The sequence below is a fragment of the Vibrio sp. St2 genome (genome assembly GCF_947311885.1).
Classification (GTDB): Bacteria; Pseudomonadota; Gammaproteobacteria; order Enterobacterales; family Vibrionaceae; genus Vibrio; species Vibrio coralliilyticus.
Map to the genome: position 1 here is coordinate 208,466 of NZ_CAMZNA010000003.1, position 16,045 is coordinate 224,510.

The 16,045-nt window shown below is 45.9% G+C and carries 17 protein-coding genes; 7 read left to right on the top strand and 10 right to left on the bottom strand.

The annotated features are described in order from the left end of the window. Positions 1-9: 9 nt before the first annotated feature. The 4 genes from QMA41_RS12690 to QMA41_RS12705 are packed head-to-tail and all read right to left on the bottom strand — an operon-like array spanning position 10 to position 2,742. On the bottom strand, positions 10-864 hold the full coding sequence (locus QMA41_RS12690; protein ID WP_064486100.1) for a hemin ABC transporter substrate-binding protein: 855 nt from the start codon (positions 862-864) through the stop codon (positions 10-12). Between the two features lie 8 nt (positions 865-872). Then, positions 873-1,289: a biopolymer transporter ExbD gene (locus tag QMA41_RS12695; RefSeq protein WP_038158278.1), complete on the bottom strand. Its 417-nt coding sequence runs from the start codon at positions 1,287-1,289 to the stop codon at positions 873-875. Beyond that, positions 1,286-1,975 (bottom strand): MotA/TolQ/ExbB proton channel family protein, encoded by a 690-nt coding sequence (locus tag QMA41_RS12700; protein WP_281629841.1) that lies wholly within the window; start codon positions 1,973-1,975, stop codon positions 1,286-1,288. Before QMA41_RS12700 ends, QMA41_RS12695 begins: the two co-directional genes overlap by 4 nt. Before the next feature lie 2 nt (positions 1,976-1,977). After that, positions 1,978-2,742 (bottom strand): energy transducer TonB, encoded by a 765-nt coding sequence (locus QMA41_RS12705; protein ID WP_171346471.1) that lies wholly within the window; start codon positions 2,740-2,742, stop codon positions 1,978-1,980. A 163-nt stretch (positions 2,743-2,905) separates the two neighbouring features. Here QMA41_RS12705 and hutW point away from each other — a divergent pair, with 163 nt between their 5' ends. From hutW to QMA41_RS12725, 4 genes are all read left to right on the top strand, one after another. Further along, positions 2,906-4,279 carry a heme anaerobic degradation radical SAM methyltransferase ChuW/HutW gene (hutW, locus tag QMA41_RS12710; protein WP_281629842.1) on the top strand — a complete coding sequence of 458 codons (1,374 nt, stop codon included), beginning with the start codon at positions 2,906-2,908 and terminating at the stop codon, positions 4,277-4,279. 11 nt (positions 4,280-4,290) lie between these two features. Beyond that, positions 4,291-4,794, top strand: a complete 504-nt coding sequence (gene hutX, locus QMA41_RS12715) for a heme utilization cystosolic carrier protein HutX (RefSeq protein ID WP_019277742.1) — start codon at positions 4,291-4,293, stop codon at positions 4,792-4,794. Between the two features lie 80 nt (positions 4,795-4,874). Beyond that, positions 4,875-5,405, top strand: coding sequence for a heme utilization protein HutZ (hutZ, locus tag QMA41_RS12720; protein WP_281629843.1), 531 nt, complete (start codon positions 4,875-4,877; stop codon positions 5,403-5,405). A 76-nt stretch (positions 5,406-5,481) separates the two neighbouring features. Further along, positions 5,482-6,015 carry an ATP:cob(I)alamin adenosyltransferase gene (locus QMA41_RS12725; protein ID WP_021455402.1) on the top strand — a complete coding sequence of 178 codons (534 nt, stop codon included), beginning with the start codon at positions 5,482-5,484 and terminating at the stop codon, positions 6,013-6,015. 63 nt (positions 6,016-6,078) lie between these two features. Here QMA41_RS12725 and malK read toward each other — a convergent pair whose 3' ends face one another. Then, on the bottom strand, positions 6,079-7,200 hold the full coding sequence (malK, locus tag QMA41_RS12730; RefSeq protein WP_006960640.1) for a maltose/maltodextrin ABC transporter ATP-binding protein MalK: 1,122 nt from the start codon (positions 7,198-7,200) through the stop codon (positions 6,079-6,081). A gap of 679 nt (positions 7,201-7,879) precedes the next feature. Between malK and malE the strand changes: the two genes are divergently transcribed. The 3 genes from malE (at position 7,880) to malG (ending at position 11,607) form a co-directional block, all read left to right on the top strand. Then, positions 7,880-9,061: a maltose/maltodextrin ABC transporter substrate-binding protein MalE gene (gene malE / locus QMA41_RS12735; protein WP_006960642.1), complete on the top strand. Its 1,182-nt coding sequence runs from the start codon at positions 7,880-7,882 to the stop codon at positions 9,059-9,061. Positions 9,062-9,133: 72 nt separating this feature from the next. After that, the gene (gene malF, locus QMA41_RS12740) at positions 9,134-10,705 is read left to right on the top strand and encodes a maltose ABC transporter permease MalF (RefSeq protein WP_082314680.1); all 1,572 of its coding nucleotides are present in this window, start codon (positions 9,134-9,136) and stop codon (positions 10,703-10,705) included. Between the two features lie 11 nt (positions 10,706-10,716). Beyond that, positions 10,717-11,607 (top strand): maltose ABC transporter permease MalG, encoded by an 891-nt coding sequence (gene malG / locus QMA41_RS12745; RefSeq protein WP_006960645.1) that lies wholly within the window; start codon positions 10,717-10,719, stop codon positions 11,605-11,607. Positions 11,608-11,946: 339 nt separating this feature from the next. Here the strand turns inward: malG and QMA41_RS12750 are convergent, their stop codons facing one another. The 5 genes from QMA41_RS12750 to QMA41_RS12770 all read right to left on the bottom strand — a co-directional run bounded on the left by QMA41_RS12750 (position 11,947) and on the right by QMA41_RS12770 (position 15,990). Then, entirely contained in the window at positions 11,947-12,192 is a 246-nt protein-coding gene (locus tag QMA41_RS12750; protein ID WP_006960648.1) for a hypothetical protein, read from the bottom strand. A gap of 142 nt (positions 12,193-12,334) precedes the next feature. Continuing rightward, on the bottom strand, positions 12,335-12,820 hold the full coding sequence (locus QMA41_RS12755; protein WP_006960649.1) for an acyl-CoA thioesterase: 486 nt from the start codon (positions 12,818-12,820) through the stop codon (positions 12,335-12,337). A 157-nt stretch (positions 12,821-12,977) separates the two neighbouring features. Further along, positions 12,978-14,147: an alpha/beta fold hydrolase gene (locus QMA41_RS12760; RefSeq protein WP_281629844.1), complete on the bottom strand. Its 1,170-nt coding sequence runs from the start codon at positions 14,145-14,147 to the stop codon at positions 12,978-12,980. Between the two features lie 22 nt (positions 14,148-14,169). Next, positions 14,170-14,379, bottom strand: a complete 210-nt coding sequence (locus tag QMA41_RS12765) for a hypothetical protein (protein ID WP_082314678.1) — start codon at positions 14,377-14,379, stop codon at positions 14,170-14,172. A 174-nt stretch (positions 14,380-14,553) separates the two neighbouring features. After that, the gene (locus QMA41_RS12770) at positions 14,554-15,990 is read right to left on the bottom strand and encodes a glyceraldehyde-3-phosphate dehydrogenase (RefSeq protein WP_006960652.1); all 1,437 of its coding nucleotides are present in this window, start codon (positions 15,988-15,990) and stop codon (positions 14,554-14,556) included. Between the last annotated feature and the right edge of the window lie 55 nt (positions 15,991-16,045).

Here is a 16,045-nt window from a genome sequence, read left to right on the forward strand (position 1 = left end):
TACGGGCGTTTATTCTACGGTAGTCAGGATCTGGCTTAGGCGCTCAGCTTCAGAAAGACTCTTCAGACCAAGGCCGCCGACAAGTGCATGACCGTCAACAGTAATAATGTTCTTTGATTGACCAGCAGGTGTGGCCGCCAATAGTGGCATTTTAGCCAGAATGGCATCAGCGCCCCCCATCTTCTCATAGCTACGACCGCTAACCAGGATGACATCAGGTTGCATTTCTACCATGGCTTCGGTAGACAGTGGCTTGTATGAATCCAGCTTACTTGCCGCTGGGTTAATGCCTCCCGCCAGCTCGATGATCGCGTTTGGCGTTGTGCTTGCTCCCGCTACATTGGCCGGGCGTCCTTCATGAATCAGCAGAAACAGGACTTTTTTGGCTTCTTTGGTTTTAGCTTTGTTTTTCTCAAGGCTCGAAATCTGCTGGTTTACTTCCGCTTTGAGTGCTTCAGCGTTCTTCTGGCTATCGGTTAGCGCCGCGATTTCATCAATGCGTTCCAGCAAGCCTTCAGGAGTCGGTAGGGTATTGACGATATCGACTTCAACACCCGCTGTTTTTAGTTGGCTCAGGCTCGTTTCTGGCCCCATTTCATCGGAACCAATCAATCGTGTTGGGTTGAGTGCCATCAAGCCCTCAGAGGATAAACGGCGATGGTAACCAATCTTTGGAAGCTTTAGATCTTGTGGCAGTTCGCTGGTGACATCTACGGCAACCAGCTGGTTTTGCTGCTCTAAGGCGAGGATAAGTTCTGTCACCGCACTACCCGCACTAATGATACGTTCATTCGCCATTGCTGTTGCAGCAACTGCAGAAAGGGATAGGGCGGCAATTCCTTTGATCAATGTTTTCTTAAGCATAATAGACTCTATTGTTTTAATTCTTCCGTAAGTAGTTGTGTCGCCTGGATACTGTTTTCTTGTAAGAAGGCGAGTAGCTTGACGAGGTATTGCACGTCAGCGGTTTTCTCTGCACCAATCACTATCGGATGATTGTTTGATTTATGCTCTTCCAGCAGAGCAAGTTTGAAGTTTTCCCAATCAATGTATTCTTTGCCATTGATTGCCCAGTAGGGCTCATTTTCGAGAATATTGACGGTAATAGACTTAGTATCCACTTCCGCGACCGCTTGTGAGTCAGTCGTTGGAAGATCGACTTCCAGTGAATCGAGCTTGACGGCTGCGGTGAGCATCAGGAACACCATGACGATAAAAATAATATCCAGTAGAGGAGTGAGATCAGGAGTTAGACCGAAGTTACTCTTCTCTTGTGATACTTTAATCATGATGACGCCTCGGTCACTGGTATTGGGGCTTTCGCTGATACCTGAGGTGAAACGTGTTGGAGACTGATGCCTTCCAACCACAAGTTAACGTAGTTGAGTGTGTGTTCTAGCTTCGCCATGACTTTATCCGCCCACAGGCCAAGCAACTGAGCGCCAGCAATGGCAGGTAGGGCGATCAGCAGGCCAGCAGCGGTTGTGCGCATTGCCAAACCAAGACCATCAGCGAGATCGTTGGGCGTGATATTGCCTGTTGATGCGGCAACACCTTTGAACATTTCAATAAGGCCAAGTACCGTCCCGAGCAGACCAATCAATGGGCTGATCACACCGATGAGAGTCAGCAAACGAAGACCGGAATTGAGTTGATGACGCTTTTCTTGAAGCCACATACCCGCGGCATCTTCACGCAAAACTTTGGAAAACGAATGGTGGGCTAACAGCATCGCTACGCCTTTATATAGCAGTGGGCGGCGTGGAGAGAGTTTCTCTGCTAGGGCTTCTAGTTGCTGCTTGTCGGAAGGGGAAATTTGGTTGAGCTCATTGCGGATAGCGCGCTTACCCACGCCCAAACTGATCATGACTTGAAACAAACGTTCGGTGATGATCATAACGGTTAATGCTGAACAAATGATCAGTGGCCATGTCATCAGGCCAAGCTGTTCTTGTAATTGATGTAGTTGTTCCATTGTTAATCCAATTTAAAGCGAACGGGTAATCTGACGCGGTGGGCCATTTTTTGTCCGTTAACGATGTGCGGGGAAAATTTCCACTTTTTGATGGCTTTCAGAGCAGAGTTATCCAAGATGGTTGCTCCGGAAGAAGAAATTAAGATTTGTCTGACCTGATCACCGTTCTCATCCAGCCAGACTTCATACATAGCTACGCCTTCAAGCTTTCTTTTCTGTGCGAGTCGTGGATAGACAGGTCGAGTCGGTTTAGATAAGAAGCTAGGTCTGTTTACCAGTACCGGTTCTTGGCTAACGCCTTGGTTTACCTCAGCAGGTTGAGGTTTCGTTTGTTCCACAACCTCTTTTTTCTTTTCTGGCTTCTCTACAGTTTTTTTAGCAACAGGCTGATCTTGTGGTTTCTTTTGCGTTGTTTTTTTAACGGGTCTGTCAGTCTTTTTCTCAACCACCTTTTTTTGTTGTTTAGGTGCCTCTTTCTTTACTACCGGCTTCTCTTTCACCACCGGCTTTTTCACTGGCGGTTCGACTTTCGCCGGCTCAACTGGTTTAGGAGGCTCAGGTGCTTCTACGGGTTGTTCAGCGACAGGCTCCGGTTCTGCTGGTGGTTGTGGAGTGGGTACGGCTTTGAAATTGATAGAGACCGTGGAAGATTGTGCACCAGCAGGCATCGCATGAAGCTTTGGCTCATCAGCGACAAAGAGAATTGCGGTATGAAGAGCAAGGGAAACACCTCCTGCTATCGCATATCTTTTTAGGTTCACTACCAGCCTCACGAATGAATCATTTTTTACAACATGGAATGAGATTATTACTTACAATCGAAATAAGATCAATTATCAATTGCATTATCATTTGCGTCATTTTATGATCGTTCGCAGTTTTGAAAGATTTAGCGCGAGCCCTTGTGGAATAAGCGTTAAGAGATGTTATGTGATGTTAGATATTGATAAATTTGATGAATCTATTTTGGGAGAGGATACGCCTGATCCGTTGCGATTTGCGTTCCCCAAAAAGCATTCTGCTCATGCGGGCGGTATGGCATCTCCCATCATGCCTGAGCAAAAAGTGCCACTTCTCAACACCTTGTATGAACAACAAGGTCAACGTAACAAAAAGCGTTGCCTATACATTCATATTCCTTTCTGCCGGGTCCGATGTACTTTCTGCAATTTCTTCCAAAATGCTGCGAGCCGAAAACTGGTCGATGACTACTTCGAAGCACTGATTAATGAAATCAAACTGAAGAGCGCTTTGCCTTGGACACAGACCGGTGTTTTCCATGCGGTTTATATTGGTGGTGGAACACCGACCGATCTCTCGGCTGAGCAAGTGGAACGTCTGGGTAAAGCCATTCGTCAGTACTTCCCGCTGGCTACAGATTGTGAGATCACCTTAGAAGGGCGAATCAATCGATTCAGCGACGAAATGTTTGAAAGAGCTCTGGAAGGCGGCTTTAACCGTTTCTCCTTTGGTATTCAGAGTTTTGATACCAAAGTCCGCCGTAGCGCAAAACGTCTGGATGATCGTGAAGTCGTCTTGGAGCGTGTCGCGCAGCTCTCTGCCACCGAAGAGGCGCCAATCATTCTCGACCTTCTATATGGTCTTCCGTATCAGACGCTAGATGTGTTTGAGCAGGACTTGAATGATTTCATGTCGACAGGCGCTCACGGGTTAGATCTCTATCAGCTTGTGGTCGGTGGAACCGCGCCGATGCTGAATTTGGTTGAAAAAGGCAAGATGCCACCACCAGCAACGACACCAGATAAAGCATCAATGTATGAACTTGGCGTCGCTTTTATGGACAAACATTACATGCGCCAGCTAAGTGTTAATCACTGGGCAAGAGACAATCGAGAGCGCAGCCAGTACAACAGCCTCGCTAAGACATACGCTGAAGTATTACCTATCGGTTGTGGCGCTGGTGGCAACATTGGTGGCTATGGAATAATGAACCACCGTACATTAGAAACTTACATGAACGCGATGAAGTCTGGTGAGTCAGTCGTCGCGATGATGACCAAGCAACATGCGCTGGAACCTTTGTTTGCTGCCATTAAATCTGGTTTCGACAAAGGTGTCGTTAGCCGTCATCAACTACCTTTGTTAGCAGGTGAAGATACGTTTGATTTCTTTATGCCGCTGTTTGAAGTATGGCAGAACAAAGGCTTAGCCCGTATTGAAGGGGATTACCTAGCGTTGACTTTAGCTGGCAGCTTCTGGGCAGTCAGTCTGGCGCAAGCCTGCATTCAAGTATTGCAAAAAACACATTCTGAAGTAACCGCGTCACACAAAGTGGCACTCTAAGTGGAATTATTATGGAAGCACTAAAACAACAAGTCGCTCAACTGATCGAGCAAGAACCGACACTTCTACCCGCTGCAATTGCAGAGCGTTTAGAGGTGTCTGAATTCGAAGCGGTAGCGGCTCTACCAGAAGAGATGATTGCTTTGGCTCCGGGAGAGCAGGCTCAGTCTGTCTTAGAAAACCTGGTCGGTTTTGGCCCAGTGACAACCATTGTTCATTCGTTCGGTTCAATTTTTGAAGTGAAGGCCCCATTCCCGAAAGGCAAGGTTGCTAGAGGCTACTACAACCTGATGGGTAAAGAAGGTGAGCTTCATGGTCACCTTAAGTTAGACAACGTGAAAAATATCGCGTTAGTTAGCAAACCGTTCATGGGACGTGAGAGTCACTACTTTGGTTTCTTCTGTGAACAAGGGAATAACATTTTTAAAATCTATCTAGGACGCAACGAAAAGCGTGAGTTGATCGCTGAACAGGTAGAAACATTCAAGCAGTGGCAGCAAGAGCTACGCAAATAAATAGGAGCTTCGGCATGGCAGATTATGCCGGAAGCCAACATTATTAGAAATAAAAAGTATTGAAAAGTCAGGAGTTCAAAATGGATCCACAAGTAAAACAAGAGCGTCTTCAAGGTCGTCTTGGTCCGGAAATCAAAGAGTTTCGCCAAGAGCGCCGCACGCTTCAGCTAGCCACCGTTGATGCTGATGGTCAACCGAACGTGAGCTACGCGCCATTTGTTCAAAACCAAGAAGGTTATTTCGTTCTGATCTCAGAAATTGCGCGCCACGCTCGCAACCTTCAGGTTAACCCAAATGTTTCTATCATGATGATCGAAGACGAAGATACGTCAAAGCAGCTGTTTGCGCGTAAGCGTCTGACATTTGATGCGGTAGCCAGTGTCGTTGAGCGTGAGTCTGAACAATGGCAACAAATTGTGACCCAGATGAAAGAACGCTTCGGTGAAATCATTGATGGTCTGAGCCAACTGCAAGACTTTGTTCTTTTCAACCTGAAAGCGGAGAAAGGTCTGTTTGTAAAAGGTTTTGGTCAGGCTTATCAGGTATCAGGTGATGATCTGGTTGATTTTGTCCACCTTGAAGAAGGTCATAAGCAGGTAGAAAACGCTTAAGCTGTCCAATTAAGTCGAAAACTGTCTGATAAGGGAGCTATACTGGCTCCCTTTGTTGTATCTGAAAGGGAAAAGCGTGAAACCTGTAAGCAAGGATCATGGGGAAATTTGTTATCCCTTTATTTATGAAGACAGCCCAGTGTGTGACTTTGAGATTGCGGCAGATGAGCTGTGTACAAGGATTGGTCTGGTCCTGACGATGGATCTGGATGACTATAGCCGAGATGTACTGCAACGAGTCCAGCCTTATGTTTATCACTTGAATGGTTCGGTGCGCGGAAAACTGGCAATTTTTGAGGATAACCTGCAGGAGCTTTATCATGATTACAATACACTGCGTGAAAAGCTAGACGGAGGTTTTAAAGGCTTTGTATTGCCCGGAGGGCATCCTATTTCAGCAGAGTTGCATTTGTGCAGGACACAAGCGAAGAAAGTTGTGCGTGCTCTTGTGGCGATCGAACATGCGGGTAAAAAATCGCCTGATCCTATTTTGTTTCGATATGCTAATTTGCTAGCGAATGTCATGTATACGTTGGCTTCTTATACTAACCGCATGCAACAAGTCGTTGAAACGGAATTCGTTAGCAAAAGTTATCCAATGCCAAAATAGTATGGGGTAACGGAAATGAAAACGCCCGGCATTGAGCCGGGCGTTGTTTTAATCGGTTGATGATTATGCTTCGAAATCAACACCTGCTTCTTTGTACAGGCGGCGACAAGCTTTACCATCACTGTGGAACAAGTGACAACGGTGTGCTGGAATGCCTACCATCAGTTTGTCTCCAGCTTCTACCGCTAGCGTATCTGGTTGGCGATAGATCATATCCGCGTCAGCTGCATCAATGTGCATGTACACCTGAGTTTCGTTACCCAACTTCTCTACGATGTTGACTTCACCTTCAATGGCAGCGTCACCTTGATCAGCTGGAAGCAAGTGTTCTGGGCGAACACCCAGTGACATACGCTCGCCACGTGTTACCGTGCGGCCATCAACCGGAATCCAGAAAGTGGTTCCGTTAGCCAGTTGAACCATGACTCGATCGTCTTCTACAGCTTCAATGAAGACACTCATGAAGTTCATCTTAGGTGAGCCGATGAAACCAGCCACAAAGCGGTTTTGAGGGTAATGGTATAGCTCAAGTGGTTTACCAACCTGAGCAACATAGCCTGCGTCCAATACCACGATCTTATCAGCCATAGTCATAGCTTCTACCTGATCGTGAGTTACATAAATCATGGTACAACCTAGTTTTCGCTGAAGCTTAGTAATCTCAGAACGCATCTGAACACGTAAAGCTGCATCTAGGTTTGATAGTGGTTCATCAAGAAGGAAAACATTAGGTTGAGAAACCAGAGTACGACCAATAGCTACACGCTGACGCTGACCACCTGAAAGGGCTTTTGGTTGACGATCTAGCAGGTGACTAAGTTGAAGAATTTCCGCTGCGTGTTCAACGCGCTTGTCGATTTCACCTTTGTCGGCTTTCGCCAGCTTGAGGCCAAACGACATGTTGTCGTATAAGTTCAGGTGTGGGTATAACGCGTAAGACTGGAATACCATACCTACGCCGCGCTGAGAAGGTTCAACTTCATTCATGCGCTCTTCACCAATGTAAAGATCACCTGAAGTAATGTCTTCTAGACCAGCAATACAACGTAGCAGAGTTGATTTACCACAGCCTGATGGACCGACGAAGACAACAAACTCGCCTTCTTGAATGTCCAGATCAACGTTCTTTGAGATTAAAACGTCGCCATAAGCTTTACATACATTTTTTAACGTGACACTCGCCATCTAGCTCGCCCTCGATCAATATTTTTATTTTACTGCCCATCATTATATGAATTATCGCGCGAGCAGTAAGTGTAGGAATTCGGTAAGGTGAATTGAAGTGTAAGAAAATAAGGGTGATGGATTCAATCGCATCACCCGTCAAAGCCAAAATAAAGTTCGCTTCCCCCGTATGAAAGTAACTGTCTCCCCCGTTGAATCCAAACTGGTAATGACACCAGAATCACTACGAACATCTACTTCATAACAGCGAACCCCACGGCATTGCAAACCAGCTTTAGTTTGATTGCAAAGCAATCATAAACACACTGGAAAGGGTTCTTACCATCCACTCTTGGATGACTGTAGTTTGGCTTTCTTGGACTGTTACTGCATCCTCCTGATGATTTTTTTTAAAGGGGTAGTAGGCGGGGAGTAGGGAGAGGAGGGCTGATCGCACGGAGTTAGATCGAGTTCAAAGAAATCTGGGGTTTGATAGTGAAATCGATCACGTTAAGCGTCATTTTTGTGATTATTGTCGCCTTCGTCGAAGGATGACGATCACGAAAATAGGCCATAATACCGAGGGCGTAGGGAGTAGGAGGATGAGCTAATTGACAGTTTAGCTAAAAATGTATGTCGAAATACGGTGAAACCTCTGAACGGTGGAACCCTACAACACAAATATAAAAAGGATATGATCATGAAAAACGCCCTAAGCACAGTGGCACTAGGTACCCTAGTTGCTCTTGGCTCATTTGGTGCAAATGCTGCTATCGAAGAAGGTCAATTAACTATCTGGATCAACGGCGATAAAGGTTACAACGGACTTGCTGAAGTAGGAAAACAGTTTGAAGAAGAAACGGGGATCAAAGTAACAGTTGCTCACCCAGACGCACTTCAAGACAAGTTCCCTCAAACTGCAGCGACCGGTGATGGTCCTGATATTGTGTTCTGGGCTCACGACCGTTTTGGTGGTTACGCTGAAGCAGGTCTTCTAAGTGAAATTAAACCGTCTAAAGAAGTGAAAGAAGGCATCGTAGACTTCGCGTGGGATGCGGTTAAATACAACGGCAAAATCATCGGTTACCCAGTTGCGGTTGAATCTCTGTCTCTTATCTACAACAAAGACCTAGTGCCAAACCCACCTAAGAGTTGGGAAGAAGTTGAAGCACTCGACACTAAGCTGAAGAAAGAAGGCAAGTCTGCCATCATGTGGAACCTGAAAGAACCATACTTCACATGGCCACTAATGGCGGCTGATGGTGGTTACGCGTTCAAATACGGCGCAGAAGGCTACGACATCAAAGACGCGGGTATCGCGAACGATGGCGTAAAAGACGCTATGAACTTTGTAAAAGGTCTGGTAGACAAAGGCGTGATCTCTTCTGATATGGATTACTCTGTTTCTGAGTCTGCGTTTAACCAGGGCAACACAGCGATGACCATCAACGGCCCATGGGCTTGGGGCAACATCGAGAAATCTGGTATCAACTACGGTGTAACGACGCTACCTAAGTTTAACGGTCAGTCTTCTAAGCCATTCGTTGGTGTACTAACGGCGGGTATCAGTACAGCTTCTCCAAACAAAGATCTAGCGGTTGAGTTCATCGAAAACTACCTACTGACTAACGACGGTCTACGTAAAGTTAACAATGACAAGCCACTAGGTGCGGTAGCGCTTAACTCTTTCCAACGTGAGCTAGATGCAGACAAGCGTATTGCAGCGACAATGGACAACGCGATGAATGGCGAAATCATGCCAAACATCCCACAAATGAACGCGTTCTGGGGCAGTGCTAAGAACGCCATCATCAACATCGTTGATGGTCGTCAGTCTGTAGATGCAGCACTGGCTGACGCAGAAAAACAAATGACAAAATAATTGTCGACCTTTTTAAGGAGGGGGTAACCCCTCCTTCATTTCTTTGTTTTATTATCGCTAGCAGGTTCTTTTATGCAGTCAGTTCAAGGTACAGATGCTATGACATCACCAACAACGAGCTTGCCTTCAAGTAAAAATGTATTCATAAAGTGGGCGCTTCTTGGCTCAGTCGGTATTCTTAATGGCTACGCGACGATTCTAATGTATTCACGTGGTGAGATTGCGTTCGCACTTCTTACCCTTATCGTAACCGCACTTGCCCTTTATATCTTTGGTAGTAAAAAGACTTACGCACATCGCTACATTTACCCGGGCATCGCAGGCATGATTTTATTCATCCTGTTCCCGCTGGCGTACACCGTTGGTCTTGCCTTCACTAACTACAGTGCGAAAAACCAGCTTTCTTTTGAACGTGCTCAGTCTGTTTTGCTTGATCGTACTTATCAAAGTGGTGATAGCTACCCGTTCTCTCTTATCAAGACAGAGAATGGCCACCGTATCTCTGTGAAAAAAGGTGATCAGCTATTCGCAACAGAAGAATTCAACCTCGCTACGTTATCAGGTGATATGTCGTTGACTCCTGTCGAGCAAGTTGAAGGTGAAAAAGAGAAAATTAAAGCCATCATCAAGAACAAATCTGTTCTTGGCGCTGTAGACCTGCACTTGCCGTCAGGTGAAGACATTCGTATGAGCGGTTTGCGCAAGTTTGCGGCAGTTGTCCCACTTTACACTTTGCAAGCGGATGGGGAGACGCTCTACAACAATGAAACGCAAGAGAACCTACGCCCTAACAATGAAGTCGGCTTTTACCAACCAGTTGATGAAAATGGCCAATTTGTAGGCTCAACCGTCTCACCAGGTTTCATTGTAACGATTGGTACTGATAACTTTGAGCGTGTCTGGAAAGATGACGGCATCAAAGAACCCTTTATTAGTATCTTCATCTGGACGATTGTATTCTCGGCAGTCAGTGTCGCTCTGACTGTTCTGATTGGTTTGGTTCTGGCAAGTGTTGTTCAATGGGAAGAGCTGAAAGGGCGAGCGATTTATCGCGTATTGTTGATACTGCCTTACGCTGTTCCTGCCTTTATCTCGATTCTTATCTTCAAAGGTTTGTTCAACCAGAGCTTTGGTGAAGTGAACATGGTCTTGGAGGCGATGTTTGGCATCAGCCCAACGTGGTTCTCTGACCCGTTCTTGGCGAAACTGATGATCATCATCGTGAACACGTGGTTAGGCTTCCCTTACATGATGATTCTGTGTATGGGCCTACTTAAAGCGATTCCAGAAGATTTGTATGAAGCATCGGCGATTGATGGAGCGAACTTTATCGACAACTTCCGTCGCATCACGCTACCACTTATGATCAAACCACTGACGCCACTACTAATTGCGAGCTTTGCGTTTAACTTCAACAACTTTGTATTGATTCAGCTTCTGACTCAAGGTGGTCCGAACATGATTGGTACGTCGGAGCCTGCGGGCTACACCGACCTATTGGTTAACTACACATACCGCATCGCATTTGAAGGTGCTGGTGGTCAGGACTTTGGTCTGGCAAGTGCAATCGCTACGCTTATCTTCTTGTTGGTTGGTGCGCTAGCGCTATTGAACCTTCGCGTAACAAAAGTAGCTCAGGACTAAGGAGAAAAACAATGGCAATGGTACAAGGCAAGTCATTAAAATACCGTGTTTGGGCTACTCACATCGCAATGTGGGCGTTCCTAGCACTGATTATCTTCCCGCTGTTGATGATCATCGCGATTTCCTTCCGTGAAGGTAACTTCGCAACGGGGAGCATTATTCCAGAAAACCCATCTCTAGAGCACTGGAAGCTGGCATTAGGCTTTTCCGTAACTAATGCGGATGGTTCAGTTACTCCACCGCCATTCCCTGTTCTAACATGGTTGTGGAACTCGGTAAAAGTCGCTGGGATTAGCTCGATTCTTATCGTGACACTTTCTACAACCTCGGCATACGCGTTTGCTCGTATGAGGTTCAAAGGTAAGAATACCATCCTTAAGGCGATGATGATCTTTCAGATGTTCCCAGCTGTACTAGCATTGGTGGCGATTTATGCTCTATTTGACAAGCTAGGCCAGTATATTCCATTCCTAGGTCTGAATACTCATGGCGGTTTGATCTTCTCTTACCTCGGCGGTATCGCGCTTCATGTGTGGACGATTAAGGGATACTTCGAGACGATAGATAATTCGCTAGAAGAAGCGGCAGCATTGGATGGAGCAACACCTTGGCAGGCGTTCCGATTGGTTCTACTTCCTCTGTCGGTGCCAATTCTTGCGGTAGTGTTTATCTTGTCATTCATTATGGTGGTCGGTGAAGTTCCGGTGGCATCTTTGCTACTTTCTGATGTAAACTCATATACATTAGCGGTTGGTATGCAGCAGTATCTTTACCCTCAAAACTATCTATGGGGTGATTTTGCGGCAGCAGCAGTATTATCTGCACTACCAATTACCATCGTATTCTTACTTGCGCAGCGCTGGTTGGTCGGAGGATTAACCGCCGGTGGTGTGAAAGGCTAATAAGAACGATAAGGGCGACCGTGAGGTCGCCCATTTTGTTTCTCGACTTAACACTTTTGGTTTGGCCGCCGATCAGTTAAGAAGAGGGCAAAACTGGCGTTACGCATAGCTGGCTGTTAGCTTAGATTCCTTACTATTTCACTACTAGCAGTTTTTGTAACCAAAACCCGAGTTTAATCGGGTTTTTTTATATCTGTAGTTTGTCTGTTTTGCTCAAGCAGTATATTGATGGAATGAACAATATATAGAGTGGGCTATACCGATTGCGAGTCAATAATCATAACTGAGTGCAACGCAGTATATACTTGCACACTTTTGTTGGGAGTCGTGAAAAGAAGTTTAGAACTCTCGGTTGGATGGAGCACATCCTAAATACTGAAGTAGCACGTAAATACTTTCTTGCGAAAGCGCAACTCGGCGGAACAGGTCAGCAAAGGTATCGTCACCACCAAAGCAGGTTTGAATATAGTGGTTGATTTCCGAATCGGCGTAGCCTTCAACATACATAGTGCGTACCCATTGGTATTCAACAGCCTTTGGGTTGGCTAAGGTGGTTTCGCTAAGTGTTGTATGGCTAAGGTTCACGCCAGTTCCTTCATTCTACTTAATCGATTGCGGATTTAATCAAACCAAGATGAAGGAAAAATGACAGATGTGTTGCGATGATATTAATCTGACATAAAAAAGCGAAAAAGAGGCCTTTAAGCCTCTTTTTTTGATAGGAATGTTATTTCAGATACTTTACATGCGCTTCCATTTCTTCACCGATTTGTTTACGCATGTTCATTAAACGAATCGCTGAATCTCTTAATTCAATATCGTCTTTGGTTTCTGGAATCCACTCAGGGACAGGTGAGGGTTTGCCTTCTCCGTCTACCGCGACCATGATGACAATACAATGCGTTGTCAGGCGATTTTTCAGCTCTTTTGGATCACTGGCTTGGACATCAATGGCAATATGCATTGAGGTTTTGCCTGTGTAAATGACTTTGGCGCTGACTTCAACTAAATTACCGACGTGTATTGGAGCAACAAAGCGGATACCACCTGCATATGCTGTAATACAGTACTTACCACTCCATGCCGCTGCGTTGGCATAGGCTGCCAAATCGATCCATTTCATGACGGCGCCGCCATGAACTTTACCACCAAAGTTGACATCTCCGGGTTCAGCTAGAAATCTTAGTGTTATATCGCGTTGACCATTACTCATCTGTCAATCCTTTGTTTTTATGTGTTTGTTAAACTTATTAACAAACACTTCAATAAACTGCAATCAATAATTCCAGCTTAGTCGAAAAAACGCAGGAGCCCCAGAAATGGAGTGGTGCTCATCATGCCCTGATAATTCAGGGCATGATGAAGAGTGGTTAGATTCGAGATGACATGACGGAATCCATGATCTGCATGCTTTCGTCAAAGTAAGGGTTATACGTCAGGCGAGCATGAATCTTACCGGGTTCGGTGTAACCCCAAGCGGAATACCAGACTTGTTCACCTTGAGCGCATTTTGCTGCGTCGGTTTCTTCCTGACCGTTGGAGCAAATTATATTCGTTCCATTGATGCCGTAATTGGGGTTATTTGGCGAAAAGAGCAGCCCCATATGAGAGCCGTTAGAAATTCTCTGTTCAGGCAGGTTCATTGAGAATCGGGTTGAACGTGGCTCCGTGAGATCGTGCTCCCCTTGCCAGACAATACGACTGTTTGGGTTCTTCATTTTTTGCGTAAAGGTATCAATTGAGAACTGAGTGTCGATGACACTATCCGCTTCGCTCATGAGCATAAACACGGGCTTGTCGTAATTGGCTGTCGCGAGTTTATCTCTTACTTGTGCTGACGTTTGGTAGTAAACAGCTGCCGCACTCATTGGTAATGAGTTGTAGCGCAGAGGATTGTCTTCTGGATCCTGATCGGCCCATGTAATGAAGTAGCTCGCGAGCTCGGCAAACTTGACTGTCGTTGACCCTGGCTCAAAGGCGGGTGAAAACAATAATACGCCATTGATGTCTTCATCAGACAATGCTTCAGAAGTGACAAGGTTCGCGCCCGTAGAGTAACCGCCAACCCAAATAGAATCGGTGTCTTGCTTAAGAAGGCCAATATGATGATGAACGACTCCTTGCCAGTCTTCTAAACTAGGTAGCAGCAGGTCGCCAGCTTTACTACCATGACCGGGCAGCAAGACCGTTCTCACCAAGTAACCTTGCTCAGCTAGATGTGTGGCGATATCTGTAAAAGAGTATGGAGAGTCGCCCAAACCGTGTACCAGAAGCACACCTTGTCCGTTTGGCTCAGAAGGGACATACTCTCGTGGTAAAACTTGTGCTAGCTCTTGCTGCTGATTTCCCGTTAGAAACAAGCGATTTTCCGTCAGCCAAGTTTTGGTGTCAGCGATGTATTCCTGAAAGCTATTCTGCTGATATTCAGGTAAAGTGTCAGCTTTGTCGTAAGCTGGATCCTTCGAAGGCGTGCTACAGCCCACAAGACCTGCGGTGACGGCTGCAGCAAAGTAAAATGCCAGCGCGATTTTTTTTCGCATGATGTATTCCAGCTTTTCCTTTTTACTTTGACACTTCTTCATACTCTCCCTCCAACACAGATCCTTTCGATGGCTGGTTGTTAAATGCTGATGCGTTTTTCTTAATCGCTTTTTCGATCTTCTTACCTGTAATCAGAGCCGCGATGGTTAAGGGAATTGCTAGGACCAGGCCAAAAATGATGGTAAAGAAGCCAATAAACAGCGCCAATGCGCTCGAAATCACTCTATTCATAATTTACACCTCTCTTTTATCCTCAATATTAAACAAATCTAAATGAATGAAAGATGAATAAATTCGTCAGCAACAAAAAAGCCGCTTTCATCAAGAAAACGGCAAGTACGGGGGTATATCTTTATAATTGTGTTGTGGAGTTTTGCCCCTGAATCTTTCAGGGGCGATATTCGGTTACTTACTAGGGTAAGTCTTATAACGTACACCCATCATTTGTTCCATACAGTGAACAACCTGACAGCTGTAACCAAACTCGTTGTCATACCAAATGTACAATACACAGCGGCTGTCTTGAGCGATTGTTGCTGCGCCATCTACTACGCCCGCGTGGCGAGAACCAACAAGGTCACTGGAAACGATTTCTGTCGAGTCTGTGTAGTCAATTTGCGCAGACAGTTTAGAAGTTAGCGCCATCTCACGAAGATATTCGTTCAGCTCTTCTTTATCGGTGCCTTTTTCTAGGTTCAGGTTAGCGACCGCCATTGAAACATTAGGAGTAGGGACACGAATAGCATTACCAGTCAGCTTACCAGCAAGTTCTGGTAGAGCCTTAGCGACTGCCTTCGCTGCACCTGTTTCGGTCAGAACCATATTGAGTGATGCACTTCGGCCACGACGCTCGCCTGAATGGAAGTTGTCAATCAGGTTCTGGTCGTTAGTGAAAGAGTGAACTGTTTCAATGTGGCCTGATAGTACACCATACTTGTCGTTGATGGCTTTTAGTACTGGCGTGATAGCGTTAGTGGTACAGCTTGCTGCAGAGATAATGGTATCTTCAGCTTGGATAACTTCTTCGTTAACGCCGAACACAACGTTCTTGATATCGCCTTTACCTGGTGCCGTAAGTAGCACTTTTTCAGCGCCGTTACAGGCTACGTGTTGGCCTAGGCCCTCAGCGTCGCGCCAAACACCTGTGTTGTCGACAACCAAAGCGTTGTTGATGCCGTACGTGGTGTAGTCAATTTCTTCAGGCTTGTTAGCGTAAATGAACTGAATGTAGTTACCATTTGCAATGATGGCTTTACGCTCTTCATCGACAATGATGCTGCCGTTGAACTGGCCATGAACTGAATCACGACGAAGTAGGCTAGCACGCTTTTCAAGATCGCCTTTCTTGCCACCACGAACAACAACCGCACGTAAACGTAGCGGATAGCCAGGGCCACTTTTCTCAACCAATAGGCGAGTAAGTAGACGGCCGATACGGCCAAAGCCATATAGAACAACATCACGAGGCTCAGTAACGGTTTCTCCGTTCATCGCGCCCATTAGAGAAGAATGTAGGAAGTCTTTGACACCGTGCTCATCATCGCGACCTTGCCAGAATTGATGAGCCAGTTGGCCTACATCAATACGACATGGTGACAGTTCCATTTCTGATAGTGCTTTAATCAGAGGAAGCGTTTGATCTGCAGATAGTGGAGTTCCTGTATAGCGACGAGCAAGACGGTGCGTCTTGATAATATCGATGGTCGCTGCATTCACCAGAGTTTTACCGAACAGTAGAACTTCGACGCCTTTTTCGCGATAAAGTTGACCTAGTAGGGGAGAGATAGTTTCCGCAATCGTTTGGCTCGTTTGCCAGTCAAGGAGGTGTTTCTCTGGACTCATTGTTTGTTTGGACCTTTCACGTTTTGGGGACTGACTCTACTTCACTGTGTAGGGG